The 14,606-nt window shown below is 45.7% G+C and carries 9 protein-coding genes, 1 pseudogene and 2 CRISPR repeat arrays; of the genes and pseudogenes, 1 reads left to right on the top strand and 9 read right to left on the bottom strand.

The annotated features are described in order from the left end of the window. Nucleotides 1–327: 327 nt before the first annotated feature. The 9 genes and pseudogenes from ACE41H_RS00050 to ACE41H_RS00010 form a co-directional block, all read right to left on the bottom strand. Nucleotides 328–1,527 (bottom strand): ISAzo13 family transposase, encoded by a 1,200-nt coding sequence (locus ACE41H_RS00050; protein WP_375352373.1) that lies wholly within the window; start codon nucleotides 1,525–1,527, stop codon nucleotides 328–330. A 173-nt stretch (nucleotides 1,528–1,700) separates the two neighbouring features. Beyond that, a pseudogene (gene tnpA / locus ACE41H_RS00045) lies at nucleotides 1,701–2,167 on the bottom strand (IS200/IS605 family transposase). A 479-nt stretch (nucleotides 2,168–2,646) separates the two neighbouring features. Then, the gene (locus tag ACE41H_RS00040) at nucleotides 2,647–4,230 is read right to left on the bottom strand and encodes an LA2681 family HEPN domain-containing protein (RefSeq protein WP_375352372.1); all 1,584 of its coding nucleotides are present in this window, start codon (nucleotides 4,228–4,230) and stop codon (nucleotides 2,647–2,649) included. A gap of 194 nt (nucleotides 4,231–4,424) precedes the next feature. Continuing rightward, nucleotides 4,425–5,267, bottom strand: coding sequence for a DUF5677 domain-containing protein (locus tag ACE41H_RS00035; RefSeq protein WP_375352371.1), 843 nt, complete (start codon nucleotides 5,265–5,267; stop codon nucleotides 4,425–4,427). Nucleotides 5,268–5,456: 189 nt separating this feature from the next. After that, nucleotides 5,457–6,147: direct repeats of the CRISPR family, unit length 32 nt; unit sequence ATTTCAATCCATACTCCCGCAGGGGGAGTAAC. A 290-nt stretch (nucleotides 6,148–6,437) separates the two neighbouring features. Next, a complete protein-coding gene (locus ACE41H_RS00030) occupies nucleotides 6,438–7,853 on the bottom strand; it encodes a glycoside hydrolase family 32 protein (protein WP_375352369.1) in 1,416 nt (471 codons plus the stop codon). A gap of 84 nt (nucleotides 7,854–7,937) precedes the next feature. After that, on the bottom strand, nucleotides 7,938–8,765 hold the full coding sequence (locus ACE41H_RS00025) for a carbohydrate ABC transporter permease (RefSeq protein ID WP_375352368.1): 828 nt from the start codon (nucleotides 8,763–8,765) through the stop codon (nucleotides 7,938–7,940). Continuing rightward, nucleotides 8,765–9,649, bottom strand: coding sequence for a carbohydrate ABC transporter permease (locus ACE41H_RS00020; RefSeq protein WP_375352366.1), 885 nt, complete (start codon nucleotides 9,647–9,649; stop codon nucleotides 8,765–8,767). Before ACE41H_RS00020 ends, ACE41H_RS00025 begins: the two co-directional genes overlap by 1 nt. Before the next feature lie 57 nt (nucleotides 9,650–9,706). Then, nucleotides 9,707–11,005 (bottom strand): ABC transporter substrate-binding protein, encoded by a 1,299-nt coding sequence (locus ACE41H_RS00015; protein WP_375353123.1) that lies wholly within the window; start codon nucleotides 11,003–11,005, stop codon nucleotides 9,707–9,709. Nucleotides 11,006–11,639: 634 nt separating this feature from the next. Next, complete coding sequence (locus ACE41H_RS00010; RefSeq protein WP_375352365.1) at nucleotides 11,640–12,617, bottom strand: LacI family DNA-binding transcriptional regulator; 978 nt, start codon at nucleotides 12,615–12,617, stop codon at nucleotides 11,640–11,642. 183 nt (nucleotides 12,618–12,800) lie between these two features. Between ACE41H_RS00010 and ACE41H_RS00005 the strand changes: the two genes are divergently transcribed. Beyond that, the gene (locus ACE41H_RS00005) at nucleotides 12,801–13,712 is read left to right on the top strand and encodes an SDR family oxidoreductase (protein ID WP_375353121.1); all 912 of its coding nucleotides are present in this window, start codon (nucleotides 12,801–12,803) and stop codon (nucleotides 13,710–13,712) included. A gap of 173 nt (nucleotides 13,713–13,885) precedes the next feature. Further along, nucleotides 13,886–14,254: a CRISPR direct-repeat array (repeat unit 32 nt; unit sequence GTTTCAATCCATACTCCCGCAAGGGGAGTAAC). Nucleotides 14,255–14,606: the final 352 nt, after the last annotated feature.

Raw genomic sequence — 14,606 nt, 5'->3', positions numbered from 1 at the left:
TTTTACATGGGCCAATTTTAGGGTAAAACCGCTAAAAGCCGCGTCAAACCTGGTGATGCGAATCTCCCAGGGAAATCATATGCGCTTCGGGTTCCGCACCTGCCGTCTTCAACATATCCTCATTTTACATAATACGTTTTACGTTTGAATTGAATATCTCACATAAGCCAAATGCGGGAACAGGATCGGGTTATTGATTAGCATCAACAACTGATTGAGTTGAAACGTAAGGGTAAGAAAACCTATTCCTGTGTCTTATTTTTATCCTTAAACAACTACCTGCTCAAAGCAGATGGATTTTGACATAAGGGATTGTAGCAAAATAAACTACCTGTTTTTAGGCGAAATTGTGTAGTTCCATTCTCCATGAAAGTCATTTTTTTCTAAGTTCACTTGTGCCAGGGCTTCATCGGTTACTTTGATCCCTTTCGGATATGATGTTGTGTCCAATTCGGCTTGCGCCTTCAGCCCGGTTGTTGTCGTTGTAGACGCAATCAAATGGACGATGGCCTCATGACTGGTTAGCGGCTTTCCCCGCCAATTTTGGGTGATGCACGAAAACAGACGATGCTCAATCTTGTTCCATTTGCTCGTTCCCGGAGGAAAGTGGCAGACGGATATAGACAATCCCGTTTCGTCTGCTAACGTCTGCAATTCCGTCTTCCATAGCCGTACACGAGAGCCGTTGCTTCCGCCTCCATCTGCTGTGATCAGGAGTTTCGTGGCGTTGGGATAGGTGGCTTGACCCATCGTCGTCCACCAGCGCCGGATGCTTTCCACTGCAAAAGCCGCCGTATCGTGATCCGTGCCTACGCTCACCCATCCGGCATTTGCACTGAGATCGTAGACACCGTAGGGATTGACTTTTCCGAGCTCGGGGATCTGAAAGTCGTGAACGCGTACCCTCTCTGGACTGCCTTTCGGCTGCCACTCGACACCCCCGTTTTTGAAGTCGCCCACCAGCTCTTTTTTCTTGGTATCGACCGAGATGACCGGCTCTCCTTCGTTTTGGAAGGCCTGCGCCTGATCGTGAATATGCTGAAATTGTGCATCACGGTCTTCATGACGACCGCCTTCTTCTGTTTTTCGATTCGCTTGCAGACTATAGCCGAGTTCGTGCAATAGCGTGGCTATCATCTTGTTGTCTGTTTTGTGTCCCATTTCGTTCAAGGCAGCAGCGAGTTTACGCGTACTTTTGTTTGTCCAGCGTAGCGGAGAATCGGGTTCACCCCGTGTAGCTGGATCAATCAACTTCTCCAAATCGCTCCGTAGCGTTGGATCCGTATCGACGGTACGCTTACGCCCACCACCCGACTTCCGAATCCGTTCAGGGTCGATCTGCTCGGGGTTCTTCAATTCCCGAATACCCGCTTGGATGACTTTATGACTGATGCCCAATTCTCGTTCGACGAATGCGATCCCTCCACGCCCGTAGGCGAGTGCTTCTGTTGCCGCAAATAATCGTCTTTGAAGTTCATTCAGAAAGGGCCGCAATTGTTCGTAACGTTGCTTCAACGTATTCTGCATGTGAGGTTCCTCCTTCGGATTGGAGGGCATTCTCCTGCCAAACCGTTGTTTCTCCCAGTCTATCAGATATTGCTGAATCATGCTTCGCTCATTTCCAGTTCTACGTGTGTTTTATTAGGGCGTTTATTTCACTACAGTCCCTAAATGTCGACGACTAAAGTCGTTTCATAAGACTAAAGCTCTTCTGAAAGCCCCTTGCAACTCCGACTAAAACTCGTCCTCAATCTGAAGATTTCGTCCTTTTCTTCTGTGAACGGATTCGCGATATAGTTCTGTATCATTTCTTCCGTAACACTTCCCACCGTTGCACAAAAATTCCCCCGTGCCCACAAGTGTTGTCCCCAATATTTCTTCTTCAACTCAGGAAAATCTTCCTGCAGCAATCGAGATGACCAACCTTTCAGATATTGCACCATTTTACTCAGCGCCAGCATGGTGAACAGGACAACAACAAATGGATATGCTCCTTCCCACACTTCCCTGTAAGATTCCGGTTCCTCTAGCTTCACATCCCTGACGAATTAATTCCGTGTTCTTACGGCCAATGCGCTTTCAGTACTTTGTATCAGTATTTCGTTACCCAGATGACGTGATACTTTAGATCATAAATCGCATGGCTGCTTTTCTGATATCCTTCCATACTTTCACCTCTTACGAAAAGTATGTCCAGATCGTTTAAGGCTAAAAGCGGATACCGTCTAAAGACGATGAAGTTAGACCTCATATTTGGAAATTAAATCCACCACTTCTTCCAATCTCTAACGTTTCCAAGAATAAATCATCATTCACCAATGCAATATCAAAATCGCTTTTTCTGCCTTGGTCAAATGGTCATCCTTTTTTGTGATTCACTCCAGTCACCGAACTTCCTTGGAATAAAATTTGCTTCCCTTCTGGAAGCTCTTCTTTCAAAGACTTTATAAAATCATTATGTAGTTTTACGTTAGAAAAACCATATGGAATAAGATTTCCAAATTCATCATAAATACGATTTAGAGATTTTACCGTCCCCTCGGTGCTCTCTTTCTCTCTGCTCTCTTTTCTATCTTGGTTATCAATATTATGTGATTACTTTTAAAAGAAGCGCCCTAGCAGCATTCATGTCCGATATTTTTATTGCTAAAATATCTGCTTCCATGTATCTTCAAACTTATCCAAATACATATGTGCCACCAATCTATTTGCATCTCTTTGTTCATTTCTTAGCTGTTCCTCTCGATGAACAGCTAAGACTAAAAGTATAATTGCTTCCCTTGAGTACCGTAACAATTGCATACAGGTACTTTTGAAAACATCAATTTTCACAGATTTAGCCAATGTATCACTTAATGCTGGTTCTTCATGAGGAACAAACAGTGAATCGTGTAATTTAAAATAACGATGTTCGAGTGAATGCCTTATATCTGAAATCTGCTTGATAGCCGGTTCTAGGTAATCGTGTTTAATCTCTTTCTTCCCTACATCTTTAAACAGCCAATATAATCCTATGAGCGGAAGGTTATACGTATCTGTCCCTGTCATTGCTTTCTTCAAATCTAAACTATATTCATATCCACCTTTTCCACCTTTTCTTCCTTCCCATATACTTTTATAAGACACGTCTCGTTCCTTAATTCCAAGTTCAAAATAGTCGTTAATGAAAAATGCTATACGGTCGAATAAGGAATACAAACTCCTGAATGCACACTTAACCATCTCAATACTTAATCCATATATAGGATAGTCAAGCGTATTATACATAAGAACATCTTTGTCTGAGTAATGTTCACCCCGGTTATGTAACCCATCATAAATCATAAACCTAGCAGAAACATATTCTTGCTTCAATTGATTGAACAGTCCATGAAATTTGTAGCCCGTTTGAATATCTGTAACAATTTCGGGAAGATGAATACAATCATGAGCAACCAATGGGTAGTAAAAAGCATCATTAAGGGTATTTAAAAAAAATGTGTTCTCTAAACACCACATCCTATAATTCTTCTCTTCATTTGTCTCCCCCAAAGATATGTCTTTCAAACTATATGGTTCCTCTAAGAAATCTTCAGGGAAGTATTTCTCTAACCATTCTTTTTGCCTTAAAAAAATGAGCCGTGCATCTTCATGCAAATCCCCTTCTAGCGCCTCTAATAATAAGTGGTGAGCCTCTTTAAAAAAGATATGACTATGCCCAATATCATAGTCATATTGCCCATAAGTGATCAATTTAGCTGCCATATTTCCAACAGCCATCGAAAAGTGACTAGCAACTCCATGCTGTAATTGCGAAATAGATTGTAATAATCTACCACACTGATTTAGGTCATTTGCATAATTGACATATAGCATTTGCAAATAGTTCGAATAATATTGTTTTTCTATAGCATCAGCCTTATTCCATGAATCATTATTTTCTCTAAAAGCTCTAAAAAAATCTAAGCTTTTTCTGTATAAATATATACAGAACTCAAAATCAGATTCATTATTACTTTCTTCAGAATATTGCATTACACCGTTATGAACTAATGAAATATAGTTGGCATAAGAAGTTGCACCATGATACACCAGAATTGCTCTATCTAATTTAGAATATTCAGGGGAGTTGAATTTCTCAAGACTATCTTCCGCTATGCTTTTTAAAGTTTGAATATCTTTTTGGTCAAAAGCTTGATCTGCAAACTGTGCAATTATATCAACATTTTTGTTTATAGGAATCTTACTCACCCCTTAATGTAGTTCTACGAATCATAGAGTTATGTTCACCTAATCGCTTGCAGGCTGGCGACACGACAGCGTTCATTACCCAAGCAAACCCAAAATTCGTTTGGTGATGTACAATTTGAATACACATTCAAATGAATTTCGCTATATGAAGTCTTTGAACCTGAAGCAGCTTTACGTCTAGCTAAATGGCTTGGCTATTTTTTATAAGTGACTTTTATTAAATCTACTAATTGGTTATGAAGATCAAGAAAAACTTCCTCAGCCTGGCATTCTCGATATATTAAATATTCATAAGACTGTAATATATCAAGACGCGCACATAATGTAAGAATTATATCTATCCATTCATAATCTTGGTAAATCACAAATTGACCTGTTGTTTCATTCCAAAAATGCTTTAAAAATGTTGTTGTTGAATTGCAATCGGAATGGATTATTGAACTTAAATCAGAATAAATGGACTGATAATTAATTTCTAATCGTTGCCTCGAAATTATACTAGTGTTTTTAGCCATCTCATCTCTCTTTTTTACCATAGATAACAAATCCAATTTAGTCCATTTCCTCGTGAATTTATCGCCATTTTCATCAAAATCAGGAACTGTTCTTTTTTGAGAATAATATGCAGCCTTTTTAAATAAATCCATATCTGTTTTAAAATATTTTGAAAGATCCGCATCATTCACTGCACGTTTTGCCCCATGATAGAGGTTTATCGGAAATTGAGATATGTAAGGTATTAAACCCTTTTCTGGCTCTTCATAGAGTAGATATGAAAACACTATTGTCTGCTCCAAACGTACTCTTGCTAGTGCTATAGCTGGATAGAGCATTCCCCAACTGATAAGATAACGTATACTGTAGCTGATGTGTTTAGCCGTAAATAAAAGTGACGATAATAATGCATCATATTGATTTTCTTTTAAAATTTCGTTTTCTAAAAACTCATCTATAAATAAGAATGAAATTGTTGATAATTTTGAATAGCTTTTTAGATTTTCATTATCATCAAGGAAAGGACCAAATTTTATTTCCATACTTATCACCTTTCTGTACCATTTTATTACTTTTGATTTACTATCTCTACTCTGCCTTGGGATAACCAGTTTGATTATTGAGACTTAGAAAGCGCCTTGCTCTCTAAACCACCCTGCACTAAAGTGCACTGAAATGCCCTCTTGCTCTAGCAAAGTCGGGATTTTTTTACTAATCAGAATCTAAGCATAATTTCAATCCATACTCCCACAGGGGGAGTAACTAAACCCTAATGAGGGTTGGGTGCTGTGTGCATATTTCAATCCATACTCCCGCAGGGGGAGTAACGACGTTCCGTAAGGCAAGGGTACTGGCACACGCAATTTCAATCCATACTCCCGCAGGGGGAGTAACGAACTGTACAACGAACAGGAGGGTGTCTTTTTTACATTTCAATCCATACTCCCGCAGGGGGAGTAACTTTGTCATGGATCAGCAGTTGTTTATCGATCGTTATTTCAATCCATACTCCCGCAGGGGGAGTAACTGGCGCGAGCCTTTTCCTCATATGAGGATTCGGCATTTCAATCCATACTCCCGCAGGGGGAGTAACTTCGGTTTCGCTTGCGTCGGGGGATTGCTGGGCGATTTCAATCCATACTCCCGCAGGGGGAGTAACTGCCGGCATTTTGGTTAGCGCCAAATTTTTGGAATTTCAATCCATACTCCCGCAGGGGGAGTAACTTGCCGGCATTTTGGTTAGCGCCAAATTTTTGGAATTTCAATCCATACTCCCGCAGGGGGAGTAACGTCGCCGTCCAAACATAAACCCCCTCCGCATAGATTTCAATCCATACTCCCGCAGGGGGAGTAACACGATCCATTACTATTCCACCTACTGGAGGCATTCATTTCAATCCATACTCCCGCAGGGGGAGTAACAGCGGGCTTTTTCAGCCCTTGTCCCATAAGGGCTCCGAGGCCCAAAAGTGCGAATCCCGAATTTCATATGATTTTACACAGGTCAATTTTAGGCTAAAACCGTGAAAAGCCGCGTAAAACCTGGTGGTGCGAATCTCCCAGGGAATTCATGTGCGCTTGGGGTTCGCACCTGCCGTCTTCAACATATCCTCATTTTACATAATACGTTTTACGTGTCAATTCCTTTTGCAACGTAAGGGTAAGATACGTATTTTCAACGGCTTTTCCGCCAGGCTCCTGCCGCCATAACATTATGTGACGATATCCCACTTGTGGAATAAGACGAGTGAACAAGCTCCTTCGGCAAAAGCGCAAATGCCCAGCGATTTCGGGCCAGGATAAATCCGGCCGGTAAGGACATATTCGCCATCGCCGATAAATACCTCCACTGAGCTTTTATCGACGAAAATGCGCAGCTCCAAACGGCCATCATCCTGTCCGAGGTACACTCTCCGCTCGCCCCCAGGCCCGATCCCAGAACGGTCACGGTTGAAACGGAACAGGCCGTCGCCGGGACGGTACGACAGCACCGTCTCCTCGCCGCCGCCCACCCGCAGCTTTAAACCGAATTCCTCGGTTTTTCCGGCTTCAAATTCAAATACGGCCTGCAGTTCATAATTGTCGCCCCCCGTCTCCAGAGTCTGCTCGCCTGTCAGCACCGTAACAGGCTGCTCGAACAGATTGGAACGGTATTTCTCTGTCTCTTCCAGTGGGCGGAACAGCAACCGGCCGCCGTCGATGACCACCTCACGCGGCAGGCTCATCGCACCAGCCCAATGATGCCCCTGCTGGGTCGGCATGTCCGACTCCCACATATCCATCCAACCGATGATGATACGCCGTCCTTTGTCATCCACCGTCGACTGCGGGGCGTAGAAATCAAACCCGTGATCTACCGGCGCATACCGCTCTGCCGTAAAGGTCCCGGCAACCGGATCAAAATCACCGATACCGTACATGGTCGAATGCAGGTTGCGGTAAGCTTCTCCCTGGGCTGGCATGCGCTGCGGGGAGAGCATAAATACGTGCCGGCCCCCAAGCGGAAACAAGTCCGGGCATTCCCAATTGTCGCCGAAACGCCCGTCACTCCTAGCAAGCACATTGACATATGTCCAGCTGCGCAGGTCATTTGAGCGGTATAGCAATACCAATCCGTTTCCTTTGGCATCATTCGACCCAAGAACAGCGTAATATTGATCGCTATGCCTGAACACTTTAGGGTCACGAAAATCTTTACGGCTGACCATCGACGGAACAGCATCATAACCGATAACCGGGTTGCCTTCCCATTTTTCGAACGTCACCCCGTCCTCCGATAGGGCAATGCCCTGTGACTGCTTGTAATCCTGATCTTTGTCCGGTCCGGTCACGACATGCCCCGTATACATGAGGACAAGCTTGCCGTCCTGCTCGATGGCGCTGCCGGAGAAGCAGCCGTCCCGGTCGAACACACCGTCGGGAGCCAAGGCAACCGGCAGGTAATCCCATTTCATAAGATCACGGCTGACGGCATGCCCCCAGTGCATCGGTCCCCATACCGGCTCATACGGGTAATGCTGGTAGAACAAGTGATACTGCTCTTTATAGTGGATAAATCCGTTCGGATCGTTCATCCAGCCATACTCGGCCATCAGATGGTAGTTCAGCCTGTAATCTGGACGAAGCAAATGCTCCGATTGGGCGATAAATTGATCAGCTTGCTCTCTCGTATACCTTCTAGTCTGTTTGATAAGGCATCCTACCCTTTTCGTTTATTTAATCGAACCTTGCATCACACCCCGAATTATATACTTCTGGGCGAACAGGTAGATGATAATGACCGGAAAAATCGTCAATACCAGGCTGGCCATCAGCGGACCGTAATCCACCGTGTAGGTTCCGTAAAAGTTATATGTGGACAGCGGCAGCGTCCTTTGCTCCGGATCGACAAGAATAAGTGAAGGCAGCAGAAAGTCATTCCAAATCCACAGCACATTCAGAATGGAAATGGTCGCTGTCGTCGGCATCAGTACCGGAAACACAATGCGGAAGAAGGTCTGAAGCCGCGTACAGCCGTCCATCAGAGCCGCTTCTTCCAGTTCCTTCGGAACCCCTTTTACGAACCCATGATAAATGAAGACAGCCAACGAGCTGCCAAAACCGATGTACATGTAAATCAATGACCACTTGCTGTTCAGCAGACCAAGTGATCCATAAATTTTCACCAATGGAATCATGATGGCCTGAAACGGAATGATCATGGAAGCCACCATCAGCAGAAACGTATATTGGTTTACTTTGTTGTTGTTTCTGACAAAATAATGAGCTGTCATCGCCGCGAACAGCGAGATCAACAGGACACTTAACACCGTTATCATCAATGAGTTGGTAAAAGCGTCGATATAATTCATTTTCTCGAGCGCATACGTATAGTTGGCCATTTTGAAGCTGTCAGGAAGCGATAACGGATTAGCGGTGATGGCCGTGTTCTCCTTGAACGAATTGATCAGCAGGAAAACGAACGGCACGATAAACAATATAAGCATGACGGTCAGCACCATGAATTTAAGCACACTGAAGGCAGCTTTTTGGCTTGCCATTACGCTTCCACCTCCAGCTTCTTGCTAAAATAAACCTGCAGCAGCGTAATGAGGGCAACCATCAGGAAAAGCACGAATGCTTCGGCTTGGCCCACACCATAATCACGGGAAAGGAATGCCTTTTCATACACATGCATCGACACCATTTTTGTACTGCCGAACGGCCCGCCTTTCGTGAGCGCGAGGTTCACATCATAGACCATAAATCCCCGCTGCAGGGACAAAAATATACATACGATGAATGAAGGGACCATCAGGGGCAGCACCATTTTCCGTAGTTTGATCCAGCCGCTCGCCCCATCTATGCTTGCAGCCTCCATAATATCATCCGGCACACCAGTCAAGCCTGCGATGTAAATGACCATCATGTAACCAGCGTTTTGCCACACCGTTACAATGACGAGCGCCCAGAACGCTTTATCAGGATCAGCCAGCCAAGTTGCGCTAAGGGACTGGATGCCGGCATTTTGACCCAAATAAACAAGCACAAAGTTGAAAATAAACTGCCAGATAAAACCGAGCACAATACCGCCGACCAGGTTGGGCAGGAAAAATCCTGCCCTGAAAATGCTCTGCCCCTTCAACCCTTTGGTGAGTACGTATGCCAGCATAAAAGCGATGACATTGATAAGCACGACGGTATAAAACACATATTTCAGCGTCAAACCAAACGATTTCCAAAAGTCAGCATCCCGGAAAACAGCCAGGTAGTTTTGCATACCTACCAATGATTGTGTTGTCGAAATACCATCCCAGTTCGTAAACGTCAGGTAAATGCCATATAAAAACGGAATGATCATTACCGTAGTGAAGGCAAACAAGGTAGGTCCGGTAAACAGTAGCCGTAAACGCAGCCGGTTCCACACTCCTTTTTCCGCAATCATGATGATCCCTCTCTTTATTCCGGTTTTCTCTCCCATTTGAGGCGGTTGGAAAAGATCTTATTTTACGGTTTTCCAGTAGTCTTCGATCTCTTTGGCCAGCGTTGCGCGGTCGCCCTGTTTCGCCAAATATTTTTGCATGGACGCTCCCGTCTTTGCCCAATGGTCGGCAGGCAGCATACTCATCGAAGGTTCTGACTTGCCTCTTGCCATGTAATCCTGAATGGACTTGCCGAGCGGATCGGCCGCAGGCAGTGTAATATTTTTGAACGCCGGGATAATGTTTGCTTTATTCACAAGGAAATCCTGACCTTTTTCATCATAAACGATCCAGTTCAGGAACTTCTTCGCCGCCTCCTGCTGTTGCGGGGTAGCTTTCTCCTTGTCAATGACAATACGTTTGGATACGGCGGACGAAATTTCCTGATTGCCGTAATCATCGGCATGATTGCTGATCGGTACAGGCAGGAAACCGTATTCTTGGTTTGCGGTATCAAAACTGCTAATTTGCGGCCATGCCCAGTTGCCCATGAACCAGATGCCGACTTCCCCTTTGCCGAGCAGCTCCGGTCCCCGTTCATACGTTCCTGCCAGCGGAGAAGCCTGGTCAATGTTATACTTCATCATCACGTCGAAGGTATCCATCAGACCGTTGAATACCGGATTGTTGGCCAAGTTGGCCTGGCCTGCCTTCAGTGAAGTTATGAATTTGTCCACTTCCACCATGTCTTTGTTCTGTCCGGCATAGGCCAAAGGCAAGTAATGAGCGCCCAACGACCAGTCCATCGGCGAGATCACCAGTGCTTTTTTCCCGGATGCCTCAATTTGCTGGAACAGCTTTTCGAGATCATTTCTGGTTTTGATTGTGGCCGGATCAAAGCTTCCGCCCACCGCTTTATCAACAACAGACTTGTTGTAGATGAATCCGTAGCCTTCTATAGCTAGCGGAAAAGCGTAGTTTTTACCGTCAAACGTAGTTTCATTGGCAGCGTTCTCAAGCGTATCCGCATTCCACTTCTCCCCGCTCAGATCGAGAATGCGGTCCTTGAATTTCTCGACATCACTTGTATCCAGCATCATCATCGTTGGCGGGTTGCCTGACGCATATAATGCCGAAGCACGCTCAAATGGAGATGTACCGGCCGCAACCGGCTGGATTTCCAACGTAATGCCTGGATTGTCCTCCTGAAATGCTTTGGCGGCATCCTCCAATTGTGAAAGGATTTCACCTTTGGAGTTCAGCAGCGTAATTTTCACATTTCCCGAATCCCCTGTTGCTCCTCCGGACGCCGAATTACTTTCTCCTGCAGAGCCGCCGCAAGCAGACACCACTATTACCAAAAGAAGCAGCATGACCATCCATTGAACCCTTTTGAATTTCGCCGTCACTTGTTATCCCCCTATTTTCATAATGATCTGAGTATATTGTGAAGCGCTTACAGACGAATTATATGTCAAAGGTTTGACTTATGTCAATCGTTTGACATGTTAAACCTTTGACACTCTTTAGGAAGACGTCTATCGACGTATGTTCACAGAAGCCAGACCACGTTTAGACGGGGCTCGCTCAGGTTCTCGTTTGTACGTTTTTTCGTACAATAGCGTAGGATGGAGACCGCTCGGGCTTTCATTTGTACGTTTTTTCGTACAAAAACCTGGGACCGAGGCCCCTCAGGACTTCAGTTGTACGTTTTTTCGTACAAAAGCCTGGGACCGAGGCCCCTCAGGACCTCAGTTGTACGTTTTTTCGTACAAAAGCCTGAGAGGTAGGTTTCTTCAGAAATCGCGAGTGGTTCCTTTGATTGACGGCTGCTTCTTTCGATTTTCAAGTATGGATATACACGCAGCAATTCCGGAAAAGCGGAGCGTTCGCCTTTGGCCCGAAGGGTCAACAGCGATTGCAGGAATGCTTCGTTCTCGTAGTGCCTCAGAACACCAACAAGGAACTCTCCAATCAATGAACCTCCCGGGATTTTCCCATCTCATTAGGCAATTAGGTGGTAGCCCGCTCAATAAGCTCAACCGGCAGCAGATTCATGGGCTCTACCCTCTCTCCCTCCGCCTGTTTACGAATCAGCTCAACCGCCAGTCTGCCGATATCCGCGATCGGCTGTCTTATCGATGTCAGCTCCGGCGTCAGCCAGGATGCAACGCTTACATCGTCGAAGCCTACAATGCGCACATCTTGCGGCACACGTCTACCTGTGCGCATACATTCTTTCATCGCAACTGCAGCGATGATATCACTCGTTGCGAAGACTCCGTCGACATCCGGATGTTCTTGAACAAGCTGACGGATGATGCGTTCGTAATCCTTCTGCGCGAACACGTTCAAATCCGTTTGCACGATCACACGCTCTGCACCATGCTTGTTCACAACATCCCGGAATGCGTCTGTCCGCTGATTAGACAGCATGTTGAGCTCCAGATTTCCGCATATATGCGCAATTTTCCGGCAGCCCTTGCGAATAAGCAGCTCCGTGGCCAGCTCGCCCCCACGGTAATTGTCCGAAGAAATGTAAGGAATATGCGGATCAATTTGTCTGTCAAATGTCACAATCGGTGAATTCAGGTGACGATACTCGTCCACTTCCAGCGTATGGCTGCCCATAATGATGCCATCGACCCGGTTGCGTTTCAGCATGTCGATATATACTTTTTCCTTAACAGGGTCCATATGTGAATTGCACAGCAGCACCTTGCAATCATGCTGATAGGCATAATACTCCACCTGATTGGCAAGCTCGCTGAAAAAAGGATGCGCAACATTCGGAATAATCAGGCCGATAATATTGGACTGCTTGCGGAGCAGGGAACGTGCGATTTCATTCGGTTGGTAATTAAGCTCATCCATTGCGTCGAACACTTTTTTGCGGGTCGTTTCGCTGATATATCCCCGGTTATTCATAACACGGGATACGGTCGTGACAGATACCCCCGCTTTTAAAGCCACATCGTGAATTGTCGCCATATTAACCTCTTTCATACAAAATATAATACATACAAAACTATACCCTCTCCCCTCAGCTTATACAACCTTGCTGTACTGGAAGGGTTCCAGAGTGAATCGATGACAGGCAATTTTATTATGACACTAGATGACATATTTAAAGCCCATAATGTAGGAGACAGAACACGAAAGGAGCAACAAATGATGAAACCTCTAGAGGGAAAAGTAGCTTTGGTGGCAGGCGCAACACGCGGCGCAGGCCGCGGAATCGCCATCGAATTAGGAGCAGCCGGTGCCACGGTATATGTGACAGGACGCACGACAAGAACGCAGCGCTCCGAGTATAATCGCCCCGAAACGATTGAAGAAACCGCCGAACTGGTGTGCAGCGCAGGCGGCCAGGGAATAGCAGTTCAAGTGGACCATCTGAATCCTGACCAGGTTCAAGCTCTAATGGCACGAATTGAAAATGAACAGGGAAAACTGGACATTCTGGTCAACGATGTGTGGGGATCCGAATATTTGGCAGAATGGGACGTGCCTGTATGGGAGCATTCGCTGGAACGGGGTTTGCGCATGCTGCGGCTTGCGGTTGACACGCATATTATAACAAGCCATTTTGCCCTGCCGCTGTTAATCCGCAACAAAAACGGACTGGTCGTTGAAATGACTGACGGCACGGCAGAGTACAATGATCAAAACTACCGTTCATCACTGTTCTACGATCTGGCCAAGTCCTCTGTTATTCGAATGGCTAAGGCTTTAGCCCATGAGCTTGCGCCATTTAACTGCACCGCGGTAGCTTTGACTCCGGGCTGGATGCGGTCTGAAATTATGCTTGATCACTTTGGCGTTACAGAAGAAAACTGGCGTGATGCTACGGCAAAGGAACCTCATTTTATCATCTCGGAAACACCCCACTTTGTCGGACGTGCTGTGGCCGCTCTAGCTGCAGATCCGGAAGCAGCACGCTGGAACGGTCATTCGGTTTCAAGTGGTCAGCTCGCACAGGTATATGGTTTTTATGATCTCGATGGCTCCCAGCCGGACTGCTGGCGTTATCTTGTAGAGGTGCAGGAGGCGGGCAAACCAGCGAATGCTGCGGGTTATCGCTAAGTTCTATATAAATGCCAAATGGCCGTCATTTTTCACCTGCAAGAAGGTGGAAGAGAATTTTTTTGGGGAGGTAGTGATTGGAGCCTTTAATTTATTTCACTCGTTTGGAGTTCCATGTTACTCCCGTGTAGGGAGTAACCAGCAGTACTCACCAGCTTTTCGCTGATATCCAGGTTTCAATCCATACTCCCGTATAGGGAGTAACACTGATGTGGCCCATCAAATGATGTGTAGCAAAACCGTTTCAATCCATACTCCCGTATAGGGAGTAACTTCGCCGCAGGGCGCCGATCGTCTTGCCGGCCATGCCGTTTCAATCCATACTCCCGCAAGGGGAGTAACTTAAAGAACTTCAAAGTTTCTATGACCGCATTTGCGTTTCAATCCATACTCCCGCAAGGGGAGTAACACTTTATTGGTTGGTAAGTGAAATAATTGTTCCTGTTTCAATCCATACTCCCGCAAGGGGAGTAACTGAATGTACCTTTGGTGTCCAGCACACCGACGTTTGTTTCAATCCATACTCCCGCAAGGGGAGTAACAGCGGGCCGTTTCGGCCCTTGCCCCGTAAGGGCTCGTGGGCTTAAAAGTGCGAATCCCCGAATCAGGTACCGTTTAAAGCAGGCCATTTTTCAGAAAAACCGTGAAAAGCTGCATGAAATCTGGTGGTGCGAATCTCCCGGGGATTTCATGTGCGCTTGGGGTTCGCACTCACGGCTGTCTGCGGCCCAAGTTACCTTTCTATCTCGATCCCTGATCAAACTCAGATTCTAATGGCTCAGATTGAGAATCAACAAAAAAGGGTTGGGCACCGGCAGAGGCCACTGAAGAACTTGCCGTTTTTCATCCTTGCCGGCAAGCCCCATCCAAAAAGAAGACATCCATTCCCATTTT

This window comes from Paenibacillus enshidis (assembly GCF_042136365.1).
GTDB lineage: Bacteria > Bacillota > Bacilli > Paenibacillales > Paenibacillaceae > Paenibacillus > Paenibacillus enshidis.
Note: the sequence above shows the minus strand (reverse complement) of the source record. Positions and strands in the feature narration are given on the sequence as shown.

Coding starts and splice junctions, on each gene's coding strand:
- ACE41H_RS00015 (WP_375353123.1), bottom strand. CDS start 11,005: ATGGTCATGCTGCTTCTTTTGGTAATAGTGGTGTCTGCTTGCGGCGGC.
- ACE41H_RS00035 (WP_375352371.1), bottom strand. CDS start 5,267: ATGGAAATAAAATTTGGTCCTTTCCTTGATGATAATGAAAATCTAAAA.
- ACE41H_RS00005 (WP_375353121.1), top strand. CDS start 12,801: ATGAAACCTCTAGAGGGAAAAGTAGCTTTGGTGGCAGGCGCAACACGC.
- ACE41H_RS00020 (WP_375352366.1), bottom strand. CDS start 9,649: ATGATTGCGGAAAAAGGAGTGTGGAACCGGCTGCGTTTACGGCTACTG.
- ACE41H_RS00025 (WP_375352368.1), bottom strand. CDS start 8,765: ATGGCAAGCCAAAAAGCTGCCTTCAGTGTGCTTAAATTCATGGTGCTG.
- ACE41H_RS00010 (WP_375352365.1), bottom strand. CDS start 12,617: ATGGCGACAATTCACGATGTGGCTTTAAAAGCGGGGGTATCTGTCACG.
- ACE41H_RS00050 (WP_375352373.1), bottom strand. CDS start 1,527: ATGCAGAATACGTTGAAGCAACGTTACGAACAATTGCGGCCCTTTCTG.